This is a genomic window from Levilactobacillus yonginensis, from assembly GCF_964065165.1.
Classification (GTDB): domain Bacteria; phylum Bacillota; class Bacilli; order Lactobacillales; family Lactobacillaceae; genus Levilactobacillus; species Levilactobacillus yonginensis_A.
On record NZ_OZ061549.1, the window covers coordinates 2,617,541 to 2,642,638 of the forward strand.

19 protein-coding genes are annotated in these 25,098 nt (G+C 48.5%); 16 read left to right on the plus strand and 3 right to left on the minus strand.

Annotation, left to right across the window (positions count from 1 at the left end; genetic code table 11):
* Positions 1–45 precede the first annotated feature (45 nt).
* From AB3Y94_RS12210 to rlmD, 9 genes are all read left to right on the plus strand, one after another.
* Positions 46–1,197, plus strand: coding sequence for an ATP-grasp domain-containing protein (locus AB3Y94_RS12210; RefSeq protein WP_367296433.1), 1,152 nt, complete (start codon positions 46–48; stop codon positions 1,195–1,197).
* A 486-nt stretch (positions 1,198–1,683) separates the two neighbouring features.
* Positions 1,684–3,936 carry a DNA helicase PcrA gene (gene pcrA / locus AB3Y94_RS12215; RefSeq protein WP_367296434.1) on the plus strand — a complete coding sequence of 751 codons (2,253 nt, stop codon included), beginning with the start codon at positions 1,684–1,686 and terminating at the stop codon, positions 3,934–3,936.
* 23 nt (positions 3,937–3,959) lie between these two features.
* Complete coding sequence (gene ligA / locus AB3Y94_RS12220; RefSeq protein WP_367296435.1) at positions 3,960–5,993, plus strand: NAD-dependent DNA ligase LigA; 2,034 nt, start codon at positions 3,960–3,962, stop codon at positions 5,991–5,993.
* A gap of 22 nt (positions 5,994–6,015) precedes the next feature.
* On the plus strand, positions 6,016–7,161 hold the full coding sequence (locus tag AB3Y94_RS12225) for a CamS family sex pheromone protein (protein WP_367296436.1): 1,146 nt from the start codon (positions 6,016–6,018) through the stop codon (positions 7,159–7,161).
* 271 nt (positions 7,162–7,432) lie between these two features.
* A complete protein-coding gene (gatC, locus tag AB3Y94_RS12230; RefSeq protein WP_125683656.1) occupies positions 7,433–7,741 on the plus strand; it encodes an Asp-tRNA(Asn)/Glu-tRNA(Gln) amidotransferase subunit GatC in 309 nt (102 codons plus the stop codon).
* Between the two features lie 3 nt (positions 7,742–7,744).
* Entirely contained in the window at positions 7,745–9,214 is a 1,470-nt protein-coding gene (gene gatA, locus AB3Y94_RS12235) for an Asp-tRNA(Asn)/Glu-tRNA(Gln) amidotransferase subunit GatA (protein WP_367296437.1), read from the plus strand.
* Positions 9,214–10,635, plus strand: a complete 1,422-nt coding sequence (gatB, locus tag AB3Y94_RS12240) for an Asp-tRNA(Asn)/Glu-tRNA(Gln) amidotransferase subunit GatB (protein ID WP_367296438.1) — start codon at positions 9,214–9,216, stop codon at positions 10,633–10,635. The genes gatA and gatB overlap by 1 nt, the downstream gene beginning before the upstream one ends.
* Positions 10,636–10,652: 17 nt before the next feature.
* On the plus strand, positions 10,653–11,669 hold the full coding sequence (locus tag AB3Y94_RS12245) for a diacylglycerol kinase (RefSeq protein ID WP_367296439.1): 1,017 nt from the start codon (positions 10,653–10,655) through the stop codon (positions 11,667–11,669).
* A 71-nt stretch (positions 11,670–11,740) separates the two neighbouring features.
* Positions 11,741–13,108: a 23S rRNA (uracil(1939)-C(5))-methyltransferase RlmD gene (rlmD, locus tag AB3Y94_RS12250; protein ID WP_367296440.1), complete on the plus strand. Its 1,368-nt coding sequence runs from the start codon at positions 11,741–11,743 to the stop codon at positions 13,106–13,108.
* A gap of 218 nt (positions 13,109–13,326) precedes the next feature.
* Here rlmD and AB3Y94_RS12255 read toward each other — a convergent pair whose 3' ends face one another.
* Entirely contained in the window at positions 13,327–13,686 is a 360-nt protein-coding gene (locus AB3Y94_RS12255; RefSeq protein ID WP_367296441.1) for a helix-turn-helix domain-containing protein, read from the minus strand.
* A gap of 163 nt (positions 13,687–13,849) precedes the next feature.
* Between AB3Y94_RS12255 and AB3Y94_RS12260 the strand changes: the two genes are divergently transcribed.
* From AB3Y94_RS12260 to AB3Y94_RS12290, 7 genes are all read left to right on the plus strand, one after another.
* The gene (locus AB3Y94_RS12260) at positions 13,850–14,095 is read left to right on the plus strand and encodes a helix-turn-helix transcriptional regulator (protein WP_125683669.1); all 246 of its coding nucleotides are present in this window, start codon (positions 13,850–13,852) and stop codon (positions 14,093–14,095) included.
* A 532-nt stretch (positions 14,096–14,627) separates the two neighbouring features.
* A complete protein-coding gene (deoC, locus tag AB3Y94_RS12265; protein ID WP_367296442.1) occupies positions 14,628–15,317 on the plus strand; it encodes a deoxyribose-phosphate aldolase in 690 nt (229 codons plus the stop codon).
* A gap of 30 nt (positions 15,318–15,347) precedes the next feature.
* Complete coding sequence (locus AB3Y94_RS12270; RefSeq protein WP_367296443.1) at positions 15,348–16,535, plus strand: phosphopentomutase; 1,188 nt, start codon at positions 15,348–15,350, stop codon at positions 16,533–16,535.
* 30 nt (positions 16,536–16,565) lie between these two features.
* Positions 16,566–17,273 (plus strand): purine-nucleoside phosphorylase, encoded by a 708-nt coding sequence (gene deoD, locus AB3Y94_RS12275; protein WP_367296444.1) that lies wholly within the window; start codon positions 16,566–16,568, stop codon positions 17,271–17,273.
* Positions 17,274–17,294: 21 nt separating this feature from the next.
* The gene (locus tag AB3Y94_RS12280) at positions 17,295–18,275 is read left to right on the plus strand and encodes a sugar-binding transcriptional regulator (RefSeq protein WP_367296445.1); all 981 of its coding nucleotides are present in this window, start codon (positions 17,295–17,297) and stop codon (positions 18,273–18,275) included.
* Between the two features lie 18 nt (positions 18,276–18,293).
* Complete coding sequence (locus AB3Y94_RS12285) at positions 18,294–19,592, plus strand: pyrimidine-nucleoside phosphorylase (protein ID WP_367296446.1); 1,299 nt, start codon at positions 18,294–18,296, stop codon at positions 19,590–19,592.
* A gap of 428 nt (positions 19,593–20,020) precedes the next feature.
* The gene (locus AB3Y94_RS12290; protein ID WP_367296447.1) at positions 20,021–21,538 is read left to right on the plus strand and encodes a gamma-glutamylcysteine synthetase; all 1,518 of its coding nucleotides are present in this window, start codon (positions 20,021–20,023) and stop codon (positions 21,536–21,538) included.
* Positions 21,539–21,658: 120 nt separating this feature from the next.
* On the opposite strand, the gene AB3Y94_RS12295 is transcribed toward AB3Y94_RS12290, so the two are convergent.
* On the minus strand, positions 21,659–22,978 hold the full coding sequence (locus AB3Y94_RS12295) for an APC family permease (RefSeq protein ID WP_367296448.1): 1,320 nt from the start codon (positions 22,976–22,978) through the stop codon (positions 21,659–21,661).
* A gap of 676 nt (positions 22,979–23,654) precedes the next feature.
* A complete protein-coding gene (locus AB3Y94_RS12300) occupies positions 23,655–25,013 on the minus strand; it encodes a gluconate:H+ symporter (RefSeq protein WP_367296449.1) in 1,359 nt (452 codons plus the stop codon).
* Positions 25,014–25,098 lie beyond the last annotated feature (85 nt).

Sequence of the window (25,098 nt, forward strand, 5' to 3'; positions counted from 1 at the left end):
TTAACAACTAAAAATGAAATCATAGGTAAGAAAGTAGGGAGTAAATTGACGAACACGGTCTTATATCCTGGAGATACGATTGGGGTGATTGGCGACAGTGCCAACGCCGCCATGTTAGTGACAACGGCTCGTAAAATGGGACTGCGCGTAGGCGCATACGGTGCTGATGAAACAAGTGAAGCCTTGCAATTGGCTGATTTTAAGGCTGTCGGAACAACCAAGGACCAGGATAAGTTACAACATTTTGCGGAGAGTTGTGCCGCCATTGTCTATGACTCTGATCGGGTCAGCACGAATGTCATCAAGTTTTTGACACAGTATACACGGATTCCACAGGGGAGTGACATGCTGGAGATGATGCAGGACCGGTTACTAGAGCGGGCCTTCTTCGAACAGCTCAACGTCAATATTGCCCCATATGCTACCATTATTAATTTGGATGACGTTTATCAATCCATCAACTCCATTGGGTATCCGTGCGTGTTGAAACCCATTCAAAAAGAATGGTCACGTGGTCGGGAGCTGGTCATCAAAACGCAGACAGACATTGCCAAAGCAGCGGGATTGTTAGACTGGGGAACCTATATTTTGGAATCCCAAATTGCCTACGACCGTGAATATTCCATCATGGTGGCGCGTGACCAGTCTGGTAATCAGCAGGTTTTCCCAATCACGGAGGTCCAATCTGATGGTGACCGGACGTCTAAAACCTGGATGCCGGCACAGGTTGATCAGGCAGTTGCCAGTGAGATCCATCGAATAGCTGGTGAGGTTGCTAAGAACGTAAACTACGTTGGGGTCTTTGAAGTCTCCTTCTACCTGACTAGCAGTGGCGCCATTTACGTGAAAAAGATTGTACCGGCACCAAGCGATGCTGGGTACGTCTTCGAAGTTTCGACCACAGTCAATGAGTTCAGCCAACACCTACGGGCAATTGCTGGTTTACCATTGGCAGAACCACAAGTCTTGACGCCAGCAGTGACGGTTGCCTTTACGGCCGCCCAGTTGGCCGCGGTTCGAACACAATGGCAGTTGAAACCTAACTGGCACTTTACGTTCTATCACTTGCGTCATCAAGAGGACGATGATGTGATGGGACACATTGCCGTTCAGGGAAGTGCAGTTAAATTAATTTTAGATCAACTCGATGATACGGGAATTTGGGCGGCAACCAATGATGCGCCAACGCAAGCTTAGTTTCCAATGGAGAGTGCGACAGAAGGCGGTTAGTCAATACGCATTAACGTTGGTAGATGAATAATTCCAGACTTGGATGGTTTGTCTATCGACGTTAAGCGGAGTTGACGACCTTTTGTCACACGTTTCGACTATCGACGTTTGGAACGCAAAAAGGGTTTGAGACTTTTGTCCCAACCCTTTTTTATTTGGGTGGTGTTAGTCGCCTCCGGTAGCCAAAAATTTTGCCTGCTGTGGGGATCGGATAAAGCATCAAGTATCTGGTCACATAGCGAGACAGTCGAAAGAACGTTGACGGAACTATTTATGTCTGGAATAACGGGTACTAGAAGTGATTGAGTCACCAGTTATTTGCGCCGGATGATAAGTTGATTTATCCCGGCTACCAAGGTAAATAAATTTGAAAGAATCGGCCCGACAACCAGCGGAACGTATGTTTTTTTGGTATACTATTCAAGACTAATTACAGAGAGGATTGTGTTCACGGTGGCAGGAGAAGAATTGTTAACTGGCATGAACGATAAGCAAACGGAGGCCGTCCTTCAAACGGAGGGACCGCTGTTAGTATTGGCGGGTGCCGGTAGTGGAAAGACCCGAGTCTTAACGCACCGGGTAGCTTACTTGATTGAACACGAAAATGTGATGCCATGGCGGATTTTAGCCATTACCTTTACCAACAAGGCGGCCAAGGAAATGCGTGAACGGGTCATCAAGCTGTTAGGACCTGATGGCAGTGACGTGTGGGTCTCCACGTTTCATGCGTTGTGTGTTCGAATTTTACGACGAGATGCCGATAAATTAGGCTACAACCGGGCTTTTACTATTGCGGATCCGGGTGAGCAGCGGACGCTGATCAAGCGGGTCTTGCAACAACTTAATTTAGACGTTAAAAAGTTCGATCCTCGGTCCGTCTTAGGGGCCATTTCCAACGCTAAGAACGCCCTCCAGACGCCAGCAATGATGCGTGAGGCTGCTGGTAATCCGTTTGAAGAAACGGTGTCGAACGTTTATGAAAATTATCAGCGAGAGTTACAAGCAAACCAAGCGATGGACTTTGATGATTTAATCATGCTGACCATCAAGCTATTTAAGCAGGATCAAGAGGTCCTGGGTTACTATCAGGATAAATTCCGCTACATCCACGTTGATGAATACCAAGATACCAACGATGCTCAGTATACTTTGGTCAACATGCTGGCTAAAAAGCATGGCAACCTTTGTGTTGTCGGGGATGGTGACCAGAGTATTTACGGTTGGCGAGGTGCCAACATGGAAAACATCTTAAACTTTGAGCACGACTATCCGGATGCTCACGTGACGCTGCTGGAACAAAACTATCGTTCAACCAAGACGATTCTGCAAGCTGCTAACGATGTGATCCAACAAAATGTGAATCGGAAAAAGAAGGACCTGTGGACGGAAAATCCTGAAGGAGATAAGATTTCCTATTACCGGGGGCAAAACGAAAACGATGAGGCCCATTACGTGGTCGCTAAGATCCAGGAAGAACGTGAACAGAACCATCACGATTACGGGGATTTTGCTATTCTGTATCGGACCAACGCCCAGTCTCGGGTCATTGAAGAAACTTTGGTCAAGGCTAACATTCCTTATACTATGGTCGGCGGACACAAGTTCTATGATCGTAAGGAAATTCGGGATGTTTTGGCTTACTTGACGTTAATTGCCAACCCAGCGGATTCCATGAGTTTGGAGCGAATTATCAACGAACCTAAGCGGGGAATTGGAGCTACGAGTGTCGAAAAGCTACGTGGTTTTGCGGAGATGAATGACTGGACTGAGTTGGAAGCTACCCGTAACGTCAGCTTAGCCAATAATCTCGGGGCCCGCATCCGTAATGCCATGGAAAAGTTTGGTCTGACTATCAAGGCTATTCAGGATGATGCGGCGACCATGAGTGTGTCCGACATTACCAACGCTATTTTGGATAAAACTGGCTATATGGCGGCTTTAAAGGCTTCGAAGAACTTGGAAGCCGAGACGCGTATTGAAAACATCGAAGAATTCCTGTCTGTGACTCAAAAGTTCGATACGGATTGGGATCAGGCTGATCATGATGAGGATGAAGAGCGACTGGTCGAATTTCTCGCTGATTTGGCCCTGGTATCCGCTCAGGACGATGTTGAGGAAGAACCTGCTGAAGTTACCTTGATGACACTGCATGCGGCTAAGGGGCTCGAATTTCCCGTTATTTTCTTAATGGGATTGGAAGAAGGTATTTTTCCACTGTCTCGCGCATTGCTAGAAGACGACGAGTTGGAAGAAGAACGGCGATTGGCATACGTAGGGATCACGCGGGCTCAGAAGAAGCTCTATCTGACCAACGCTTACTCACGGATGTTGTATGGCCGGCGACAGAACAACCCACAGTCTCGCTTTATTACGGAAGTCGCGCCAGAACTGTTGCACTTGGATTACAGTGAAACCAAGTCAGGGCTTGCGCCAAGTCGGCAAGATGTGCCATTTGCACGGCGAACGGCAAGTGCCGTTGCTACCCCTTATCACGGGAAAACTGGTCGGGTCAGCGAACCGGCGGGTACCGGGGCAGGTAAGCTCAGCTGGTCCGTCGGGGATAAGGCTAGCCACAAGAAGTGGGGCATTGGGACCGTGGTTAAAGTTAACGGTACCGGTGAAGATGCCGAACTAGACATTGCCTTTCCAGAACAAGGTGTGAAGCGGTTATTAGCAGCGTTTGCACCAATCAAACGAGTTGAATAATAAGTTAACGTGGGAGGATTAAGATGACTGATAAGCCCATTAATACCTTAACTGAAGAACAGGCTGCCGCTGAAGCTGCTGAGTTACGGCCGCAACTGATCGAGTGGGGGCAACAGTATTACAGCGCCGATGCACCAACTGTAGAGGATGACGTTTATGACCGGGTGTACGCACGGTTAGTTGCCTTAGAAACGGCCTTTCCTAAGATTGTAACGCCGGAATCGCCGACTCAAAACGTTGGGGGCACCACCCGCGGTGACTTACCCAAGGTGACGCACGAAATACCCATGCTGTCGTTGGGAGACGTCTTTTCGATTGACGAGCTGAAAGAATTTGACGAACGGCTTCGTGGAAACGTGGATGAAGACTTTGACTATAACTGTGAATTGAAGATTGATGGTTTAGCCATTTCACTCCGCTATGAGAATGGTGAGTTCGTCCAAGGATCTACGCGGGGAAATGGTCAGATTGGGGAAGACATTACTGCCAATCTGAAAACTATTCCGTCAATTCCACAGACACTAAGTCGGCCGCTAACAATTGACGTTCGTGGGGAGTGTTACATGCCTAAGTCGGCTTTCTTAGCACTCAACGAACGACGTGAGGCTGCTGGTAAGGCGCCGTTTGCTAATCCACGTAATGCTGCTGCTGGGAGCTTGCGTCAGTTAGACACGCAGGTCACTGCTGACCGCCAGTTAGCCACGTTTATGTACAACATTGCTGACTATGAGCCGTTAAATACGCGGACTCAGAGTGGGTTGTTAGACGAGTTAGCGGAGTTGGGCTTTACCACTAATTCAACTTATCAAGTCGCTCACACTATGACTGAGGTTGCGGCGTTCATTGATGAGTATCAGGGACAACGTTCTGATTTGGCCTATGGTATCGACGGTATCGTGATTAAAGCCAATTCATTACCCCTGCAACGGGAACTGGGGGCAACGGTCAAGGTTCCTCGGTGGGCAATTGCCTTTAAGTTTCCGCCGGAAGAAGTCCAGACGAAAATCTTGGACATCGAGTGGACGGTTGGCCGGACAGGTATTGTGACCCCAACTGCAGTCATGGAACCCGTTTCTTTGGCAGGAAGCACGGTTGCGCGTGCCTCCCTACACAATCCAGACTATTTGGAGGCTAAGGACATTCGCTTGGGCGACACGGTTTTGCTGCACAAGGCGGGGGACATTATTCCAGAAATTTCCCAATTTGTAGCAGCTAAACGACCGGCGGACGCGCAACCGTATCCGATTCCAACGCATTGCCCGTCTTGTGGAGCGGAGTTGGTTCATCTGGATGAAGAAGTTGCTCTACGTTGCATTAATCCGCGGTGTCCGGCGCAGCTGGCAGAGGGCATGAATCATTTTGCTTCCCGGAATGCTATGAACATTGCTGGTTTGGGTCCACAGATTGTCAGTCAATTATTTGACCGCAAATTGGTGGATGATGTGGCTAGCCTTTATCGGCTGACAGCCGACCAATTATTAACTTTAGATAAATTTGGGGAGAAGTCCGCCCAAAACCTCTTGACAGCTATCGATAATAGTCGCAATAATTCATTAGAGAGATTGCTATTTGGTTTGGGAATTCGTCACGTGGGAGCCAAGGCGGCCCGGTCGATTGCTGCTGAATTTGGCGATATGGCCCATGTGCAGGCCGCAGATAGTGAAGCAATTTCTGCCATCGATACGGTGGGAGAAACCATTGCGGACAGCGTCGTGACTTATTTCTCAAGTGATCAAGTACAACAATTGATTCAAGAGTTGGGGACCGTGGGGGTCAATCTGACCTATACCAGTGGTCCAACAACGCCAGTAACAAGCGATAGTGAATTCGCAGATAAACGGGTCGTCTTGACTGGTAAGCTACAGGAGCTTACCCGGCCGGAAGCCACTGAGTGGTTGGAACGCCAGGGAGCCAAGGTCACGGGAAGTGTCTCCAAGAAGACGGACCTCTTGATTGCGGGGGAAGCTGCTGGTAGCAAGCTGACCAAGGCACAGTCGTTGGACGTTCCAATCTGGAACGAAGCCCAACTTCGCGCTGCCATGGACGAAACGAAATGATGACTTTAGGAGGAAACAAGTCGTGAAACGGTTACGAACATTTATTGCATTGGCGGCAGTCCCATTATTTTTGGCCGCGTGTGGTAATTTAAGTAGTTCCAGTATGTCGGGAACTTCCGGAGGCGGTAAGTCTGGAAGCACTCAACTGACGGGGCAAAGCAATGATGGGGATTACGAAGGGGTCATTAAGAGTGGCCACTATCAGACGAGTAAGTCGCGAGGGGTGACGAACAGTCAAGACTCCGGGAATACTTACAACCTGAAGAGCTTTGAAAACGGGATGTTGACGGTCTCAAAGAAGATCTTTTCAACCAAGAAATACGTCTTTGAAGAAGGCCAACACCTAAGCACCTCGACCGTTCAGAATTGGCTGGATCGGCAGTCAAAGTCGAACACCACGGGCTTGAACCCTAAGAGTAATGGGTCGACTTCAGCAACCAAGCGGAATCCTATCTACATTCAGGCGCTTGAAGAACAAGATTACATGACGCAAAAGAATAACAAACTGACGTTAAGCGGAATGACCATTGGGATTGCCGTGAACTCGGTTGATTACTACAAGAAGACCCAGTACGGGGCCACGTTTGAGACGAAGATCACCAAGGCTGAAGGTGAAGCCTACGCCAAAAAGGCGGCAGATACGGTTCTGGCGCGGATGCGTAAGAAGTCTGGCTTGAAGAATATTCCAATCGTAATTGCTATTTACCGTCAGGCGTCTAACGACAGCCTGGTCGGTGGAAACTTCATTGCCTACTCTGAAAACAAGGCTGGTACCACCAAGGTCAACAAGTGGAACGCGTTGGGCGAGAAGAGTGTGACCTTCCCCGTTCAAAGTGGTTCTAGCAGTCCGAACAGTAACGATGCTAGTTCGTTCTCCAACTTCAAGAGTGAAGTTGAAAACTTTTTCCCGAACCTGAGTGGGGTTACGGCTCAGGCGCACTACGATGGGAATACCCTGACTGGGATGCACGTTAATATTACGACACAATTCTATAGTCAAACAGAAATCATCAGCTTCACGCAGTATCTACAAACAACGGCACAGAAGTACCTGCCATCAAGTGTGCCAATCGATATTACGGTTTCTTCCACCGATGGCGTTCAGAGCTTTTTGAATCGAGCTAGTGGTGAAAAGAAGTTTAGTAGTCACGTTTTTAACAGTTATTAAACCTTAGGCGAGCGAGACGACGGTTTCAGTTGGCTAAAGAAGGAGTCGGGGGTTGTGCCCTGGGCTCCTTTTCTGTTCTAAATGCTAAGTTAGCTAGACGAAATGGAAAGTGATGCAGACAGACAATATGTCAGAGTTAAAATGCAGGCAGCTTATTTTGTCAGAATCTTTGGCCTGACCCGGATATATGGTAAAATGGCAATGTATGTTTATTCTGCAATAGGTGTGGAATAAATCGAGAATTGCGGATAAATCAGAAAGAGGGATATTGATGGCTAATCGAATTAATCGAGAACAAGTTCAACACGTTGCCGGTCTGGCAAAACTTGAATTTACGGATGCCCAGTTGGACGCTTTTACGCCCCAACTTGACGACATTATTGGCCTGTTTGAAACGCTAAGCGAAGTGGATACGGAGGGCGTTGAAGCAACGAGTAGCGTCTCTGATCAATTGAACGTCATGCGTGAAGACGTAGCGGATAACTGGGGGCAGAGTCAAGCATTACTGAAGAACGCTCCGGATGCCGCACGTGGCTTTATTAAAGTGCCGGCCATCATTGATGAAAGCGAGGACAACTAACAGATGAATTATTTCAAAACAGATCTCGCCAGTCTCCACGCCGACTTGGTGGCCAAGAAAATCAGTTCCAAGGAACTGACTCAGGCCACCTTCGACAACATTAAGGCGACCGACCCTAAGGTCGATGCCTTCTTAAATCTTAACGAAGAGGCTGCCCTCAAACAGGCGGCTGAAATTGATAATCAAGGGATTTCCGCTGACCAACCGTTGGCTGGGATTCCAGTGGCCTTAAAGGACAACATTGTCACCAAGGGTATGAAGACAACGGCCGCTTCCAAAATGTTGGAAAACTTTACGCCAGTCTACGATGCCACGGTAACTGAAAAATTAGCCCAAGCACAGATGATTACGGTTGGGAAAACCAACATGGATGAGTTTGCCATGGGGGGGTCAACCGAAAACTCTGCGTTCAAAACGACTAAGAACGCCTGGGACCAAACCAAGGTTCCTGGTGGGTCCTCAGGTGGTTCTGCTACCGCCGTTGCCTCTGGTCAAGTGCCTGCAGCACTTGGTTCCGATACTGGTGGTTCCATTCGCCAACCAGCTTCCTTTAACGGAATCGTTGGAATTAAGCCAACGTATGGTCGCGTTTCTCGGTGGGGTCTGATTGCCTTTGGATCTAGTTTGGATCAAATCGGCCCGTTGACTCACGGCGTGAAGGATAACGCTTCAGTACTGAGTGCTATTTCTGGTCATGATGACCATGATTTAACGAGTTCGACGCAGGCTGTTCCAGACTTTGCTGCTGAATTGAACGAAGGAACTAGCGTTAAGGGCATGCGGATTGGGCTGCCTAAGGAATTCTTAGCTGAAGGGGTCAGCGACGACGTTAAGACAGCCATCTTAGCCGCTGCTGACACTTACCGGAAGCTGGGCGCCACGGTGGACGAAGTTTCCTTACCACACAACAAGTACGGGGTTGCAGCTTACTACATCATCGCCTCATCCGAGGCCTCATCCAACCTGCAACGGTTCGATGGCATTCGCTACGGGTACCGGGCACAGGACGTGCAGAACTTGGAAGATGTTTACGTGAAGTCCCGTTCTGAAGGCTTTGGCGACGAAGTTAAACGGCGGATCATGTTAGGGACATTCTCCTTATCTGCTGGATTCTACGACGCCTACTTCTTGAAGGCTGCCAAGGTTCGGACCGTTATCATGAATGATTTCAAGGCCGTTTTAAAGGACCACGACTTTATCATGGGCCCAGTTGCCCCAACACCAGCCTTTGGTATTGGTGCTGAAATTAAGGATCCACTGACTATGTACATGAACGACGTCTTGACGATTCCAGTGAACTTAGCTGGGTTACCGGGACTATCATTGCCAGCCGGGTTCAGTAACAATTTACCAGTCGGTATGCAACTGATTGGCCGGCCATTTGACGAAAGCACTTTGTACAAAGCAGGGTACGCATTCGAACAAAACACTGACTTTCATTTACAAGTACCCACGTTAGGAGGCCAAAACTAATGAACTTTGAAACAACCATTGGACTAGAGGTCCACGTGGAGTTGAAGACGCATTCGAAGATCTTTAGCCCATCACCCGTTGAATTTGGGGTCGACCCTAACGCCAACACCAACGTTATCGATTGGGGATATCCTGGGGTTTTGCCAACAACTAACAAAGGCGTTGTTGCCGACGGTATTATTGCCGCTCTGGCATTACACGCTGATGTTGAACAGCATACGCACTTTGACCGGAAGAACTACTTCTATCCCGATAACCCCAAGGCTTACCAAATCACGCAGGCTGACAAGCCCATTGCCCATGATGGCTGGGTGGAAGTCGACGTTGACGGTGTGAAGAAAAAAATCGGTATCGAAGAAATGCATATTGAAGAAGATGCCGGGAAGAATACGCATGAACGAGACTACTCTTACGTCGATTTGAACCGGCAGGGGACCCCGTTGATTGAAATTGTGTCCAAGCCAGACATCGCTTCGCCTGCTGAAGCATATGCCTACCTGGAAGCACTGCGTCAGCGGATCCAGTTTACTGGAATTTCCGACGTGAAGATGGAAGAGGGTTCCATGCGGGTCGACGTTAACATCTCTGTGCGTCCCGTAGGCCAAGAAAAGTTTGGGACCAAGACTGAGTTAAAGAACTTGAACTCCTTCAACTACGTGCAGCGTGGGTTGGAATACGAAGAAAAGCGCCAACAACAAGTCTTGCTCTCCGGTGGTTCTGTGCGTCAGGAAACGCGGCGGTTTGATGAAAAGACTGGCGAAACGATTCTGATGCGGGTCAAGGAAGGTTCAGACGATTACCGTTACTTCCCAGAACCAGATTTACCAGCCTTAAACATCAGTGATGACTGGATCAAAGAACTCGGCGATGCTATGCCAGAAATGCCAACTAAGCGGCGTGAACGTTACGTGAACGACCTGGGGTTGACTGATTACGACGCCATGGTTATCACGCAGACCAAGGAAATGTCGGACTTCTTTGACGCAACGGTAGCACTGAAGGCTGATCCTAAGATGGCAGCTAACTACCTGCAAGGGGACGTTAACGCCTACTTGAACGACAACCACGTGGACTTACAAGCCACAAAATTGACGCCGGTTAACTTGGCTGGAATGATCAACCTGATTTCTGATGGGACGATTTCTAGCAAGATGGCCAAGAAGGTCTTCAAGGCCATTACAAATGGTGAGGAACCTAAGGCTTACGTGGAAGCTCACGGCTTAGTTCAACTGTCAGACCCAGCTAAGCTACAGCCAATTATTGACGATGTTTTGCAGGCTAACCCGCAATCCATTGAAGACTTTAACAATGGGAAGAAGCGGGCCGTTGGTTTCTTGGTTGGTCAAATCATGAAGCAAACTCACGGACAAGCTAACCCGCAAGTCGTCAATAAATTATTGATGGCTGCATTACAGCACTAGGACAATGGAGGCACATCATGCGTAAACGGGCACGGGTCATTTATAATCCAACTTCAGGACGCGAGGCGTTGAAGAAGGATCTGATCGATATTCTAGCGGTGTTCGAGCAGGCGGGGTACGAGACGAGTGCTTACGCCACGACACCGGCTCCCAATTCTGCTCAAAATGAGGCGACGCGGGCTGCTAAGGCTGGTTTCGAACTCATCGTGGCTGCTGGGGGCGACGGCACCATTAACCAAGTTGTTAATGGGATTGCTGGTCTACCACATCGGCCAAAGATGGCGATCATTCCTGCCGGGACCACGAATGATTATGCTCGGGCACTTCACATTCCCCGTGAGGACCCGTTGGCAGCGGCTAAGGTGGTTCTGAAGGATCAGACCATCAAGATGGATATTGGAGAAGCTGGGTCGACTTACTTCATCAACATTGCTGGTGGGGGACTGTTGACCGAGCTGACCTATGACGTTCCGTCTAATTTGAAATCAATTTTTGGTTACTTAGCTTACCTGTTGAAGGGGGCCGAGTTGCTGCCACGCATCAAACCTATCGATATGGATCTGACTTACGATGATGGTCATTTCCGGGGGAAGGCGTCAATGTTTTTGCTGGCCCTGACCAATTCGATTGGGGGTTTCGAGCAAATCGTGCCGGATGCAGCGTTGGATGATGGGAAATTTACCATGATTATCGTCAAGACTGGTAGTATGCCAGAGATATTACGGTTGATGGGCTTAGTCCTTAACGGCGGCAAGCACATCAACGATTCCCACATCATTTACAAAAAGACTAGCAAGGTGATTGCCCGGCCGGTAGATGACCGGATGATGATTAATCTAGATGGGGAATATGGTGGTGATGCACCGATGAAGTTCCGGAACCTCCGGCAACACATTGAAATGTACGCCAACCTAGACGCTATTCCAGATTCTGCGGTGACTCATGAAACCGAAGAATTCCTGGAAGCGGAGCAAAATTTCGTGAAACAGGTTGAAGAATTGCCTGAGATAGCGGATAATGCAAAGGAAGATTAAGAAACTGGAGGGATTTTGCGCGAACTGATTTCGGCAAAGTCCCTTTCTCATTAAAGGAAATTGAGGTAGTTATGAAAATTAAAGCACCAGTAACAAAGAATGATCGAATTGACGTGACCATTACCGACCTGACTTATCAGGGGATGGGTGTGGCCAAAGTTGATGACTTTCCACTGTTCATCGAAAACGCCTTACCAGGTGAAAAGATTACGATTTTAGTGACCAAGGTCGCTAAGAGCTACGGGTTTGCCCGGGCCCTTTCTTGGCAGAGTGAGTCCGCTGACCGGGTCAAGGACGTCGACAAGACGTACCGTCAGACTGGAATTGCGCCATTACAACACCTAGCTTATCCGGCGCAATTGAAGTTCAAGCAACACCAAATTGCTGAACTCTTTAAGAAAAATCATCAGGAAGTGGAAGTTGCACCAACATTGGGGATGGACAATCCTACGCAGTATCGGAACAAAGCACAGGTTCCCGTTCGGATGATCAAGGGGCAACTGGAAACCGGTTTTTACCGGCAACACAGTCACGACCTCATTCCGTTAACGGATTTCTACATCCAGGATCCGGCTATTGATAATGCTATCGTCAAGGTTCGTGACTTGCTTCGTCAATTTGAGATCCCTGCTTACAATGAAATTAGTGACAAGGGAGTTATCCGGAACATCATGGTTCGGCGGGGCTACTACAGCCACGAAATGATGATTGTCCTGATTAGTCGGACCCAAAAGTTGCCTAGCCAGGCGCAATTGGTTGACCAAATCCAAAAAGCTTTGCCTGAAGTCAAGAGTATTGTCTTAAACGTTAACGCCAAGAAGACGAACGTGATTATGGGTAACGTGACCCGGACGTTGTACGGTAAGCCAACGATTGAAGATACTCTGATGGGCTTAACGTTTGCTATTTCGGCACGTTCCTTCTATCAGGTTAACCCACAACAGACTGAAAAGTTATACCAAATGGCCATCGATAAGGCCGGTCTGACTGGTGAAGAAACTGTTATCGATGCATACTGTGGTATTGGGACAATCTCCCTAGCGTTGGCTAAGCATGCCAAGCAGGTACTGGGTGTCGATGTGGTTGCTGAAGCGATTGAAGATGCTAAGGTCAATGCGCAAAAGAATCACTTGGCCAACGTAACCTTTGCTGTGGCAAAGGCGGAAACGCAAATGGCCCAATGGCAAGAGGATGGCGTTAAGCCTGATGTTGTCGTTGTTGATCCACCACGTAAGGGTCTGGCCGAAAGCCTGATTGATTCCACCGCTGAGATGGGGCCTAAGAAGGTTGTTTACGTGAGCTGTAATCCTGCTACGTTGGTCCGCGATGTGGCACGGTTCGAAGAACTGGGCTACGCGATTGATGGTCCAATCCAACCGGTTGACCAATTCCCACAAACGCCACACGTTGAAAGTGTCACCGTTTTAGTAAAGAAATAGTTTAGGTCACTGGCACCCACTAATCCGATTAGTGGGTGTTTTTTTGCGTCCGTTGACGGGTAACAGAGAGGGCACTTGGCTGTGTGCTGTGAGGATCGCTTAAAACCATCGAGCCTTGGCGGCAAGGGCTTCTCTCCGACAACCAGAGGCGAAGGGCTTAATGCAGTGATAATTTTAGTAAAAAACCTGTAAGCATCAGTAAACGATGCCTACAGGTTTTAATGGTGTCGCGTATTTTGGGCAATTAACTGAGCCTGAGCGAACTTGAGGACGGCTGCCTGTCGCTCAGTAGAAAGCTGAACGAATACAGTTTGGAAGCAGGCGTCACTGTGTAAGAAGGCGTCATTGAAACGCGGGTCAATTGCAGATTTGTTGCAGTCGAGGGCGTCAGCAATGCGCTGCACGTTTCCGGGGCTAGGGGTGGAACGCTGGGCAAAATAACCTGAAAGCGTGGAGGTGGGAATACCCGTCTTGGCAGCCAGGTCATTTTGTGTCATTTCTTGGCTGACCTTCTTTAAGTTCTGTGCGATGATTTGGCGAAGACTTCTCTCGAATGTCGTTAGTTTGTGACGGGGCACCGCAGTCACTCCTTAGTAAAATTTCTTAGTAAAAACCTTCCATTCGTCATTATAACGAATACGTTGTCTACAATCAAACAAAAGTATTAGGTGTACCATTTGGCGATTGACAAAACGAATAAAACCATTTATGATATGAAAGTGTTTCTAAGGAGGGTGCGTGATGGAGAACCTACAAATCACACTAGAAGCCGCCCGTCATAACGCTGGTTATTCTCAGAAAGAGGCTGCGGCCCAGCTGGGAGTTCACTATCAAACCTTGGCCGCCTGGGAGCGAGACAGCTCGAACATGGGGATTACGACCATTGATCGTCTGTCCGACTTGTACCAGATTCCTAAGGATTACCTTTTTTTTGGAAACAAAAACGATTTTATTCGTTCCTTGCGCCAGCGCGCGGCCAAAAAGTAAGGCAACACTTCCGTGGGGGAGTACCGGGCTGGTCCGGTAAATAAAACAGAAGAAGCTAACCAATCGTCTGAGACTAGTCTCGGACGATTTTTTCTTAGCATGATTTTTCGGGTGGTAATAGTTTAGGGGGACGAAGTTAGGCCGGCTTGGGTGGGGCTGATTAAGCCAGCCGTTTACCCTGAGGGGGGCTGGTTGAGCTGGTTTTGTACGGAGGTCGAGTAGAACATTAGTGACAACTAAGTAGCAACGACCGACCGCGGAGTGACCTTAACGAAAAAAATTAAAAAGAATTTTTACCAACAAAAATGCCCACTTGAACGTCATGCCCATGAACCAAGTCAATTATTTTAAAGTTTATGAAAGCTTGGTAGCACAACGATAATTATAGTAAAACGATATACCTAATTTGCAACGAATGAAAAATAATAATTTCACAATGTATGACTACCGTGAACATTGGTGCAGAGAAGGGGTTTACAAATGTGCAAGATTCCGGTATTCTATGATAGACAAATGAAAGGGGTTTCATACTATGACATTAACGACTGAAGAACTCGCAAAGTACATGGATCACACTAACTTAAAGGCGGATGCCACTGAGGCAAGTATCAAGCAAACTTGTGACGAAGCTGCCAAATATAACACGGCTTCTGTCTGTGTTAACTCCTACTGGATTCCGTTCGTTACTGAGCAATTAAAGAATACTGATGTCAATCCAATCGCTGTTGTTGGATTCCCACTAGGTGCAATGGCAACCCCTAGTGAGGTTTTTGAAGCAACTCAAGCAATCGAAGATGGTGCAGAAGAGATCGACATGGTGATCAACGTTGGTGAATTGAAGTCTGGCAACAACGAGGTCGTTGAAGCAGACATCAAGGCTTTGGCAACTGCCGTTCACGCAAAGGGTAAGTTACTGAAGGTTATCTTGGAAACCTGCTTGTTAAACAATGAAGAAATTGTTCGCGGTTGCCAACTGAGCGAAAAGGCCGGTGCAGACTTTGTGAAGACTTCTACTGGTTTTTCAACTGCTGGTGCTAAGTTGGAAGATGTTAAATTGATGCGCGAAACTGTGGGCAATCGTTTGGGCGTGAAAGCTTCCGGTGGTATTCACAGTAAGGATGAAGCTTTAGCCATGATTGATGCTGGTGCTAGTCGGTTAGGGGTCAGTGCGACAGTTGCCATCTTAACGGGTGAATCAGCACAGGCGAAGTCAGGTTACTAGAAGTTAATTTGTGAAAGCGGGGTTATCAGAATGAAGTACAAACGTATCTTTGGGTTAGTCATGGACTCTGTTGGTGCGGGAGCTGCACCAGACGCTGATAAATTTGGCGATGTCGGCTCCGATACCTTGGGTCACGTGGGTCATCATTTCGGTGGTAAATTGGCCTTACCAAATCTAGCAAAATTGGGATTGTCGAATTTACACGAAACACCAATCGAGGGTGTTCCTGTGGCTGAAGCACCTAAGGCTTACTACGGTAAGATGCGGGAAATTTCAGCCGGCAAGGATTCCATGGATGGTCACTGGGAAATGATGGGATTGCCTGTGCGACAAGCACTGGACACTTTTCCTAACGGGTTCCCCGCTGATATCATTGAAAAATTGGAAGCGTTCTCAGGGCGAAAAGTTATTGGTAACCGTCCAGAATCCGGGACAAAGATCATCGCAGAGCTGGGTGAACAACAGATGGCTAAGGGTGACCTGATTGTTTATACCTCTGGTGATTCGGTTCTCCAGATTGCGGCACACGAAGACGTGATTCCTTTGGCTGAGCTGTACAAGATTTGTGAATATGCTCGGTCCTTAGTCAACGGACCTGACTATCTGGTTGGCCGGATCATTGCGCGGCCATACGTTGGGCCAGATGCTGAACACTTTACACGGACCGCTAACCGCCGGGACTTTACGTTGGAACCAACTGGTGAAACGGATTTAGACCGGTTGCAAAGAGCAGGCATTCACGTGGTGGCTGTTGGTAAGACGAATGACATCTTCTCTGGTCATGGTATTGATGAAGGCTACCATAACGAAAGTAACATGGACGGGATGGATCACGTCGACCACGTTATGGCAGAAGACTTTACGGGCTTTTGTTTCATTAACTTAGTTGATTTTGATGCCATGTACGGCCATCGGCGGAATCCAGACGGGTTTGGTCAAGCACTGATGGACTTTGACGCCCGGTTAGGGACGGTCCTAGACAACATGCATGACGACGACCTCTTACTGATTACGGCCGATCATGGGAATGACCCAACCTTTAGAGGATCGGATCACACCCGTGAACAGGTGCCACTGTTGGCCTACTCACCAAGTTTTGAACAGGGTGGGAGTTTGGGTGTTCGTTCACCATTCTCTGACTTTGGAGCGACTGTGTTGGATAACTTTGGTGTGGCTGGTAACGAAGAAGGCCACAGTTTCTTAGCAGACTTGAAATAGGTGCGACAACCATTTTAGGAGGAACTAATCATGAGTAATCATTTGGAAGCAAAGATGGGCGACATCGCGGACACTGTTTTACTGCCAGGTGACCCATTACGGGCGAAGTATATTGCCGAAACGTTCTTAGAAAATCCAGTTTGCTATAATCGGGTTCGGAACGCCTTTGGCTACACTGGGACTTACAAGGGTAAAAAGGTTTCCGTGCAGGGTACCGGGATGGGAATTCCGTCCATCTCCATCTATGCGCATGAATTAATCAACGACTATGGTGTTAAGAAGTTGTTCCGGGTGGGAACCTCTGGTGGGATGAGTCCCGACGTTCACGTTCGTGACGTGGTGCTGGCACAGGCCGCCACGACCGACTCTTCTATTATTCACAACACATTTGGCGGCGGTATTTACTACGCGCCAATCAGTGACTTTGGTCTGTTAGACACGGCCTATCACGCTGCCCAAGACCTGAACATTCCGGTACGGGTTGGGAACGTCTTAGCTGAGGACCGGTTCTACAACGATGAAATGGATCGTCAGAAGTTGGTGGACTACGGTGTCATTGCTACGGAAATGGAATCAGCAGCGCTCTTCATGTTGGCTGCTAAGTACCACGTCCGGGCCCTTTCCGTTCTGACCATCAGCAACCACTTGATGACGGGCGAATCAACATCGGCTGAAGAACGGGAGAAATCCTTCAACGACATGATCAAGGTTGCCTTGGAGGCGGCCGTTAAAGGGTAAGACAGATGAGGAGGCAATCATATGACGGAGACGACGGAACAGCGATTGGCTCAAGGACTAACTGTCGCGAAGATGTACTACCAAGCTGATCAAAGTCAAAGTCAGATTGCCGCTAAGTTAGGAATCTCTCGACCAACCGTGTCCCGCTTGCTACAGTTTGCGCGGGAGCAAGGGTTGGTGCGCATTCAAATCGTGGACCCCGTGCAGGACGTACAAACGCTGGAACAGGCGTTGACCGCGGCCTATCACGTCGACGTTCACGTCGTGCCTAGTCGGTCGACTGGTGCGGATGAGCTCTTAAGTGCGGTGGGGCAGTACGCCGCACGTTACTTAGAAACAATCGTGAAAGAACATGATGTGATTGGTATCGGGTGGGGCAAGACCATTTACGCAATTGGGTCAAACCTCCAGCCAGACACCCTGACCGGGGTAGAAGTCATTCAACTCAAGGGAAGTGTTAGTTATTCAACTGAGCACACCTACGCATATGAAAGCATTGACGCCTTTGCCAACGCTTTTCACGCGGTTCCTCAGTACTTGCCACTACCAGTGATTTTTGACCACCAACAAACTAAGGAATTGGTGGAAGCGGAGCGGCATATTCAGTACTTACTTGAGTTGGGACGCAAAGCTAACATTGCAATTTATTCAGTTGGTACCGTCCGAAGTAGCGCATTGGTCTTTCAGTTGGGCTACCTGCACGCTGATGAACAAGCATTTTTGCAGGAACATGCAGTGGGGGATATTTTCTCGCGCTACATCGACGAAAATGGTGAAATCGTCGCCCCAACGTTAAACCAACGGACCATTGGCATCGATCTCGATAACCTCCGGCAAAAGGCACATTCGATTCTGGTAGCTGCTGGCGACGCGAAGGTGCCGGCGGTGCGAGCAGCCTTACTAGGCGGTTATCCGAACTGCCTCATTATTGATCAACACGCAGCAGCACAACTATTGAAGCTGGCGCCCGCTACCGATGCGGTTAAGCCGGCAGTCGATTAGAAATGGAGTGGCTGAACTATGAGAATGGTAGACATTATTGATAAGAAACGTAACGGTGGCGAACTGACTAAGGAAGAAATTCAAACTTTCGTTGACGGTGTCGTTTCCGGCGAAATTCCAGATTACCAAACCAGTGCCTTTTTGATGGCGACTTACTTCAAGGATATGACGGATGAAGAACGGTCTGAACTAACTATGGCGATGATGAAATCCGGGGACCATTTAGACTTATCCAGTATTCCTGGAATGAAGGTCGACAAGCATTCAACGGGTGGTGTTGGTGATAAGACGAGTATTCCGTTAGCGCCAATCGTGGCGGCATTGGGCATCCCTGTACCCATGATTTCTGGGCGTGGTCTTGGACACACTGGTGGAACCTTGGATAAATTGGAAGCGATTCCAGGCTATCAAGTAGAAATCAGCGAAGCAGATTTCTTACAACAGGTAAAGGACCAGGGGCTGGCCATCGTAGGTGCCACGGGGAATATTGCTCCAGCTGATAAGAAAATTTACGCCCTCCGTGACGTGACCGATACGGTGGATTCAATTCCATTGATTGCCAGCTCTATTATGAGTAAGAAGATTGCCTCGGGTACCGATGCTTTGGTTATTGACGTGAAGACTGGTGCGGGTGCTTTCATGAAGACACTCGATGACTCCCGTGAATTGGCGAAGGCCTTGGTGGGCATCGGTAAAGGTGTTGGCATGGACTGCATGGCCATTATTTCAGACATGAACCAACCCCTGGGAAATGCCATTGGAAATGCCTTGGAAATCAAGGAATCAATCGACCTCTTGAAGGGTGAAGCTCCAGCTGATATCACTGACCTAGTGCTGACGTTAGGGTCTCACATGGTCGTTATGTCTGGTAAGGCGAAGGACTTGGATGAAGCTCGGGCAATGTGTGAAAAGACCATTGAAGATGGTTCCGCACTGAAGAAGTTCGGTGATATGATTGAGGCCCAGGGCGGCGATCGGAATGTGATCGACCATCCTGAAATCATGCCCCAGGCGAAGTTCAAGATTCCATTGCTAGCCAAGAGCAGTGGGGTTGTGAGTCAAGTTGAAGCTGATGAAATGGGAATTGCCAGCATGTTACTGGGTGGTGGTCGACAGAAAGCCGATGACCAACTCGATTACGCCGTTGGTATCATGATGAATAAGAAGGTTGGGGATGCCGTCAAGGAAGGCGACACGCTGCTGACCATCTACAGTAATCGTGAAGACGTGGCCGATATCAAGGAACGGCTCTACGCGAACATTGAAATCAGTGCCAGCGCTAAGCCATTCACGTTGATCCACGAAACGGTGCGGTAAGCGTGTTTACCAGCTACTTTAGCGCTAACGTTTTAACTGAATAAACAGGGGTCTGGGGCGTTGGTCCCAGACCTTTTTTAGCCGCGTTAAATTTACTAACGAAATTCAACGGGAAAATGTCACCCCCTAATGATCGATTGAGTCAGAATACGTAGAATTCACAACGAAATCTGGTTTACAGGAAGATTGGCAAGTGTTCGAACTGTTCATGTTGGCTTAGCTAACGTAGTCCTGTCAGGTGATAAAAGGGGGAATGAACGTGCGGCAGGTGATTCAGCTTAGGGTCTGCTTATTAGTGGGATGACACGTGCATGTGAGGACTTCATATTTTTGGTAAAATATGACACAATAAGAGTGACAGGGGCATCAATATTGTTTACACTTTAGGGTAAAGTCAACCAAACTGAAGGTCAGGGGATGTTGCCGCCATGCTGGACAATTTATTAGCGGTTATTCGTGAAGAAAACTTATCGGAACAACTTTATCACAGTCTTGTTGGATTAGAGATTGAAGAACAGCGCATTGATAAGCACGGTCGGTTAAGCCGACAGCCGCATCCTAGTAAGCTGGGCTCCCGAACGTTTCATCCGTACATCCAAACTGACTTTACCGAAACGCAACTTGAAATCATTACGGACCCGAATCCTAACATCGGTGGGACGCTAGACCAATTAGATACGCTTCAGACAGTCGCTTACCGCTCACTTGAGGGGGACGACCGAATCTGGCCATTAAGTATGCCACCGATCATGGACCACGACGACTTGCAGTATGTGGCGGACCACTTTGAACGGCCAGCTATGCGACCTTACCGTGAGTATTTGGTTAAAAAATATGGGCTTCAACATGGGTGCCTCACGGGGGTTCACGTGAATTACAGCCTACCGGATCCCGTGATCCATCGTTTGTACAGTCACTACACCTCAGAGTTTAGTTCGCTGGTTGCTTTTAAGAACGCACTGTACTTCCGGATTGCCCAGAATTTTGTGCGGCATCAGTGGCTGTTGACGTATCTCTTTGGTGCCAGCCCCATTGCTGAGAAGGGATTCTTTGACCTGAAGCCGGAGGCCTTGCACAATCCCGTACGAAGCATTCGTAACAGTCGGTATGGCTTCGTCAACCTGCCACAGGAGCAAGTGACCTACACGTCGTTGCCGGCTCACTTGACACAGTTACAGCGCCTGATTGATGACGGTACGTACTTCTCTGCTCACGAGTTTTATGGTCCGGTCCGCTTGAAAGGCCAGGCCAATGAACGGGACTTTTTGACGGGGGGCATCCAGTACCTGGAACTGCGTGACTTTGACAACACGCCATTTACGGGGAATGGGGTTAGTCGCCACGCCCTGTACTTCATTAAAATGTTCATGATTTACTTGCTGACGGAACAGTTACCGGATAATCTGGCGGATGAATTAACCATTGCGCGGGCTAAAAACCAGGAAGTGGCGTTGGAGAATCCGTTAACGCCGACAAAATTCCAGGATGAGGGGGAGCGAATCTTCACTGATCTTCGGGAGATGGCTGATCAGATTGGTGCGCACACTGAGCACTGGGGGGTTATTGACGATCTGGAAGAAGTGTTGATGCACCCTGAATTAACGCCAGCGGCTAAGATGCTGACGCACATTGAAGACGATAGTTTGATGGCTTTTGGGCAGTCGGTGGCGCGGCGGTGGTATCAAGAACGGACTGTCACTAAGGACTTGTTACCCCAACTGCGCCGACTTGCTCCGCAATCTCAACGTTTCATTTTATCGGCTTTACAGGTGGGAATTCGGTTTTATCAGGTCCGTGATGAAGATGGTGCGGATCTCTTAATGTTCACGTTTGATGGCGTGACCCAAGTTCTCGGCGAACGAGAGACTAAAGTAGATAATCCAGTAGAACATCTGCGGCGGTTATTCCCAGACCTGCCCCCCTTACCGGAGCAGCCTGCGAATTGAGCTGATTTCTGATAAGTGAACGGCAATTTTAACCCTTAACTCTAAAATAAACGACTACACAGATTTTCCGTTTGGAAAACTTGTGTAGCCGTTTTTAGCATAGTACAGAAAACAGTAAAGTTATTTTAGCATTTGTCGTTGGTGCCAGTAGTATACAGGTAGTCCCAGTAGAGTGAGTGCCAACCCAGTGATAGCCAAGCCGGGTTCAGTCACGAAGGTCGTGATGAGGATGAAAAAACCACCGAGTAGGGCAATCAACGGGATGATGGGATACCAAGGGACCCGATAAGGTCGTTTCAGTTCTGGTTCCCGTTTACGCAAGCGGAAGACGGCAATGAAGATGAAGCAGTTGAAGACCCACATGACGAAGACCAGCATATCTGTCAGTAAGTCGAAACTACCCAATAGCATCATAACTAAAGCAATAGTGAACTGGACGCTACCGGCAAAGTAGGGGACGTAGGTGTGCCGTGACAGACGCCGAAAGTATTTTGAAAAAGGCAGGCTGTCCTCTTCGGCCATGGCAAACGGAACGCGCATCCCGGTTAGGGTGTAGCCGTTGATGGCACCATAAACGGAGATCAAAATGCCAATGGTCACGAGCCGACCACCAAATTGACCGAAGAGGTGGATGCTAGCTTCGGCCGCTGCATTTTGATTGCCAGCAATTTGGTCAATGGGAAGGGTCTTGAGGAAGACTAAGTTAACCAGAGTATAAATGACGGTAATCAACGTTAGACCGAGAATGATGGCCCTTGGGAGGTCTCTTTCGGGGCGTTTCATTTCACCAGCAATGTTCCCAATTCCAATCCAACCATCGTAGGCAAACATGGTGGCAACGAGGCTCGCTGAAAAGGCGCTACCCCATCCCAGGCGATGGCCGGTTGAAATTGGCCAAAAGCTTAGTGGCACGTTAGCGGGGGCAAACAGGCCCACACTGACGATGACGGCGATGGGGAGCAATTTAAAAATTAAAGCGACCGATTGGACGGTTCCACCAACCCGGGCACCCAAAAAGTTAAGGGCAGTAATACTACCACCACAGAGGATGGCTATAGGCAACTGCCACGCGCTACTGAGGTGGAAGAGGGCCAACCACTGGGTGCTGAAGACAATGGACAGAGCGGCGATATTAGCCGGATAGTAGACCAGTAGTTGCGCCCAGCCCATCAAAAATCCCAGTGGCTTACCGTAGGCGTATTCCAGATAGCGCATGGCGCCACCGGTTCGCGGGATGGCGGCTGCGAGCTCTGCGCTGGTTAAACCAGCACAGAGCGTTAATAGGCCACCAATCACCCAGGCAAGGAGGGTCATGTTGGCTGAATGATTGGCTGCAACAACGCTAGCCGTTTTGAAGAAGACCCCGCCACCAATCACGGTTCCCATGACGGTGGCTAGGGCAGTAAAGGTGCCAATTTCTCGGCGAAGTTCTTTTGCCAAGGTAAGTGAAACTCCTCTCTCTTTATGCGTGATTTAACCATTATAGCACTTACCTTTTATTGGGTGGATGAGAATTTTACTGTAATTGGCGTTTACAGTAGATGGTGTCTCAAGTGGCTAGGCGTAAGCTAAAGAATGGTCTTATTTTTCGACTAGCTGCCTCAGAAAGTTGTTGCGACTTGCCAGCTTGTCCCACGATGCAAGCAGGCTTGGAACGGCTGATAACACTGTCGCGGCAACGGCCCTCGACCTCTGCCAGAGGCTGATGATTGTATTTCGCCAGCTCAGTTTGTTAGTAATTCTCAATCTGGGTTGTGGTTGATAATTTAGTGCGGTTCGTTTAGTTGGTCTTAGATGAAAGGGAGTCACTTCATGTGACAAAGGACTACCAGAGGCTGTGTTCTTTGTTGATGGATACCCTGGCCTAGCTGGTTCTTTTAAATATAAGCATTGGTCCAGTAGAGGGATTCATTTGCTTTAGAAAGGCATGAAAGGTGGTTGATCCTTCTAAGGAGTAGAGTAATCGGCATAATATTGTTTGATAGCGTGACTATTCAGAGCTGGAGGATGCCAACCGGTCACTTCATATCTTTAATACAAAAAAGGCTTCCGGGAACGATACCCGAAAGCCCAAAGCAGATTAATTTGTCAGAAAAAATCAATTAAGAATCAATTATTAGTGGAAACCAAGGTTCAGGAGCAGCACAATCAATAGACCGACCACGGCGATGATTGTTTCCAGCACCGTCCAGATACTCAACGTTTGCTTAACCGTTAAGTCGAAGTACTCGCGGAACATCCAGAACCCGGCATCGTTCACGTGAGAAGCGGCCAAGGAACCAGCACCGATGGCCAGAACCATCAGGGCAGGGTCGACACCGGATTGGGCCATCAATGGGGCCACAATACCGGCAGCGGTCAGTGCGGAAACCGTTGCGGAACCTAGAGCAATCCGGAGAACGACAGCGACTAACCAACCCAGAACCAATGGGGACATGTTGGAGTCGATGAAGAGTTTAGCAACTTCTTTACCAACACCACCATCAATCAGAACTTGTTTGAAAGCACCACCACCACCGATAACTAACAGTAGCATAGCGATGGACTTCACAGCGTTTTCAAGTGTAGCCATGATATCAGCAGTCTTACGTTTCCGGCCCCAACCCATGGTGAACATTGCAACCATAAGGGAAATCAACATCGCGATGGCTGGGTCACCAATCAAGGCAACAATTTGGTCCAGCAAGGTCGCGTTCTTGGCAGGAGTTGTCCCACCGTCAACTGTCATCTTGTAGATGGTCGTGATAGCCATCAAGATAACAGGGAAGAGGGAAGTCAGAACGGATAAACCAAAGCTAGGTGCTTCGGAAGGCTTAAACGTTTTGATGGCACCCAATGAAGATAAGTTTCCTTTTTGATTGAAGGCCGCTGGCGCAAACTTTTGCGCTAACTTCGTAAACATAGGACCAGCGATAATTGCACAAGGAATTGCAACTACTAAACCGAATAAGAGAACCTTACCATCGTTGGCACCTAACACTTGTGCAATGGCAACTGGTGCGGGGTGAGGTGGTAGGAATCCGTGGGTAACGGATAAGGCAGCTGCCATGGAAATCCCGAGGTAGAGAATCGGAACTTCTGCTTCAACAGCGATGGCAAAGACGATAGGAATCAAGAGGACCATTCCGACTTCGAAGAAGAGGGCAATACCGAGAATAAATGAAGCGAGCATAATGGCCATTTGCAGCCGTTGCTTCCCGAATTTGTCGATTAAGGTCGTGGCGATAACGTAGGCCCCACCGGCGTCGGCAACTAACCGACCCAGCATGGCACCAAACCCGAAGACCAAGGAGAGTTCGCCTAATTGGCTCCCAATCCCGGACTCGATTGTCATGGCAATTTTGGTTAAGTCCATTCCTAAGAGAATCGCAGTAAGGACGGAGGTAAGAATCAGGGAAACGAAAGTATTGATCTTAAATTTAATAATGAGGACCAATAAGAAGATGACCCCGATGAGTAAAGCTATAAGTTCCATTGGAAGTAAGCCCTTTCATTTTCAAAATTTTGAAAAGCCAACGGTGTAAGCGCTGGCTTCTCAATCAAGTAAACATATTGTACTT

Coding starts and splice junctions, on each gene's coding strand:
- gatA (WP_367296437.1), top strand. CDS start 7,745: ATGAATTATTTCAAAACAGATCTCGCCAGTCTCCACGCCGACTTGGTG.
- ligA (WP_367296435.1), top strand. CDS start 3,960: ATGACTGATAAGCCCATTAATACCTTAACTGAAGAACAGGCTGCCGCT.
- AB3Y94_RS12270 (WP_367296443.1), top strand. CDS start 15,348: ATGAAGTACAAACGTATCTTTGGGTTAGTCATGGACTCTGTTGGTGCG.
- deoC (WP_367296442.1), top strand. CDS start 14,628: ATGACATTAACGACTGAAGAACTCGCAAAGTACATGGATCACACTAAC.
- AB3Y94_RS12285 (WP_367296446.1), top strand. CDS start 18,294: ATGAGAATGGTAGACATTATTGATAAGAAACGTAACGGTGGCGAACTG.
- AB3Y94_RS12260 (WP_125683669.1), top strand. CDS start 13,850: ATGGAGAACCTACAAATCACACTAGAAGCCGCCCGTCATAACGCTGGT.
- AB3Y94_RS12300 (WP_367296449.1), bottom strand. CDS start 25,013: ATGGAACTTATAGCTTTACTCATCGGGGTCATCTTCTTATTGGTCCTC.
- AB3Y94_RS12280 (WP_367296445.1), top strand. CDS start 17,295: ATGACGGAGACGACGGAACAGCGATTGGCTCAAGGACTAACTGTCGCG.
- rlmD (WP_367296440.1), top strand. CDS start 11,741: ATGAAAATTAAAGCACCAGTAACAAAGAATGATCGAATTGACGTGACC.
- AB3Y94_RS12245 (WP_367296439.1), top strand. CDS start 10,653: ATGCGTAAACGGGCACGGGTCATTTATAATCCAACTTCAGGACGCGAG.
- gatB (WP_367296438.1), top strand. CDS start 9,214: ATGAACTTTGAAACAACCATTGGACTAGAGGTCCACGTGGAGTTGAAG.
- AB3Y94_RS12290 (WP_367296447.1), top strand. CDS start 20,021: ATGCTGGACAATTTATTAGCGGTTATTCGTGAAGAAAACTTATCGGAA.
- gatC (WP_125683656.1), top strand. CDS start 7,433: ATGGCTAATCGAATTAATCGAGAACAAGTTCAACACGTTGCCGGTCTG.
- deoD (WP_367296444.1), top strand. CDS start 16,566: ATGAGTAATCATTTGGAAGCAAAGATGGGCGACATCGCGGACACTGTT.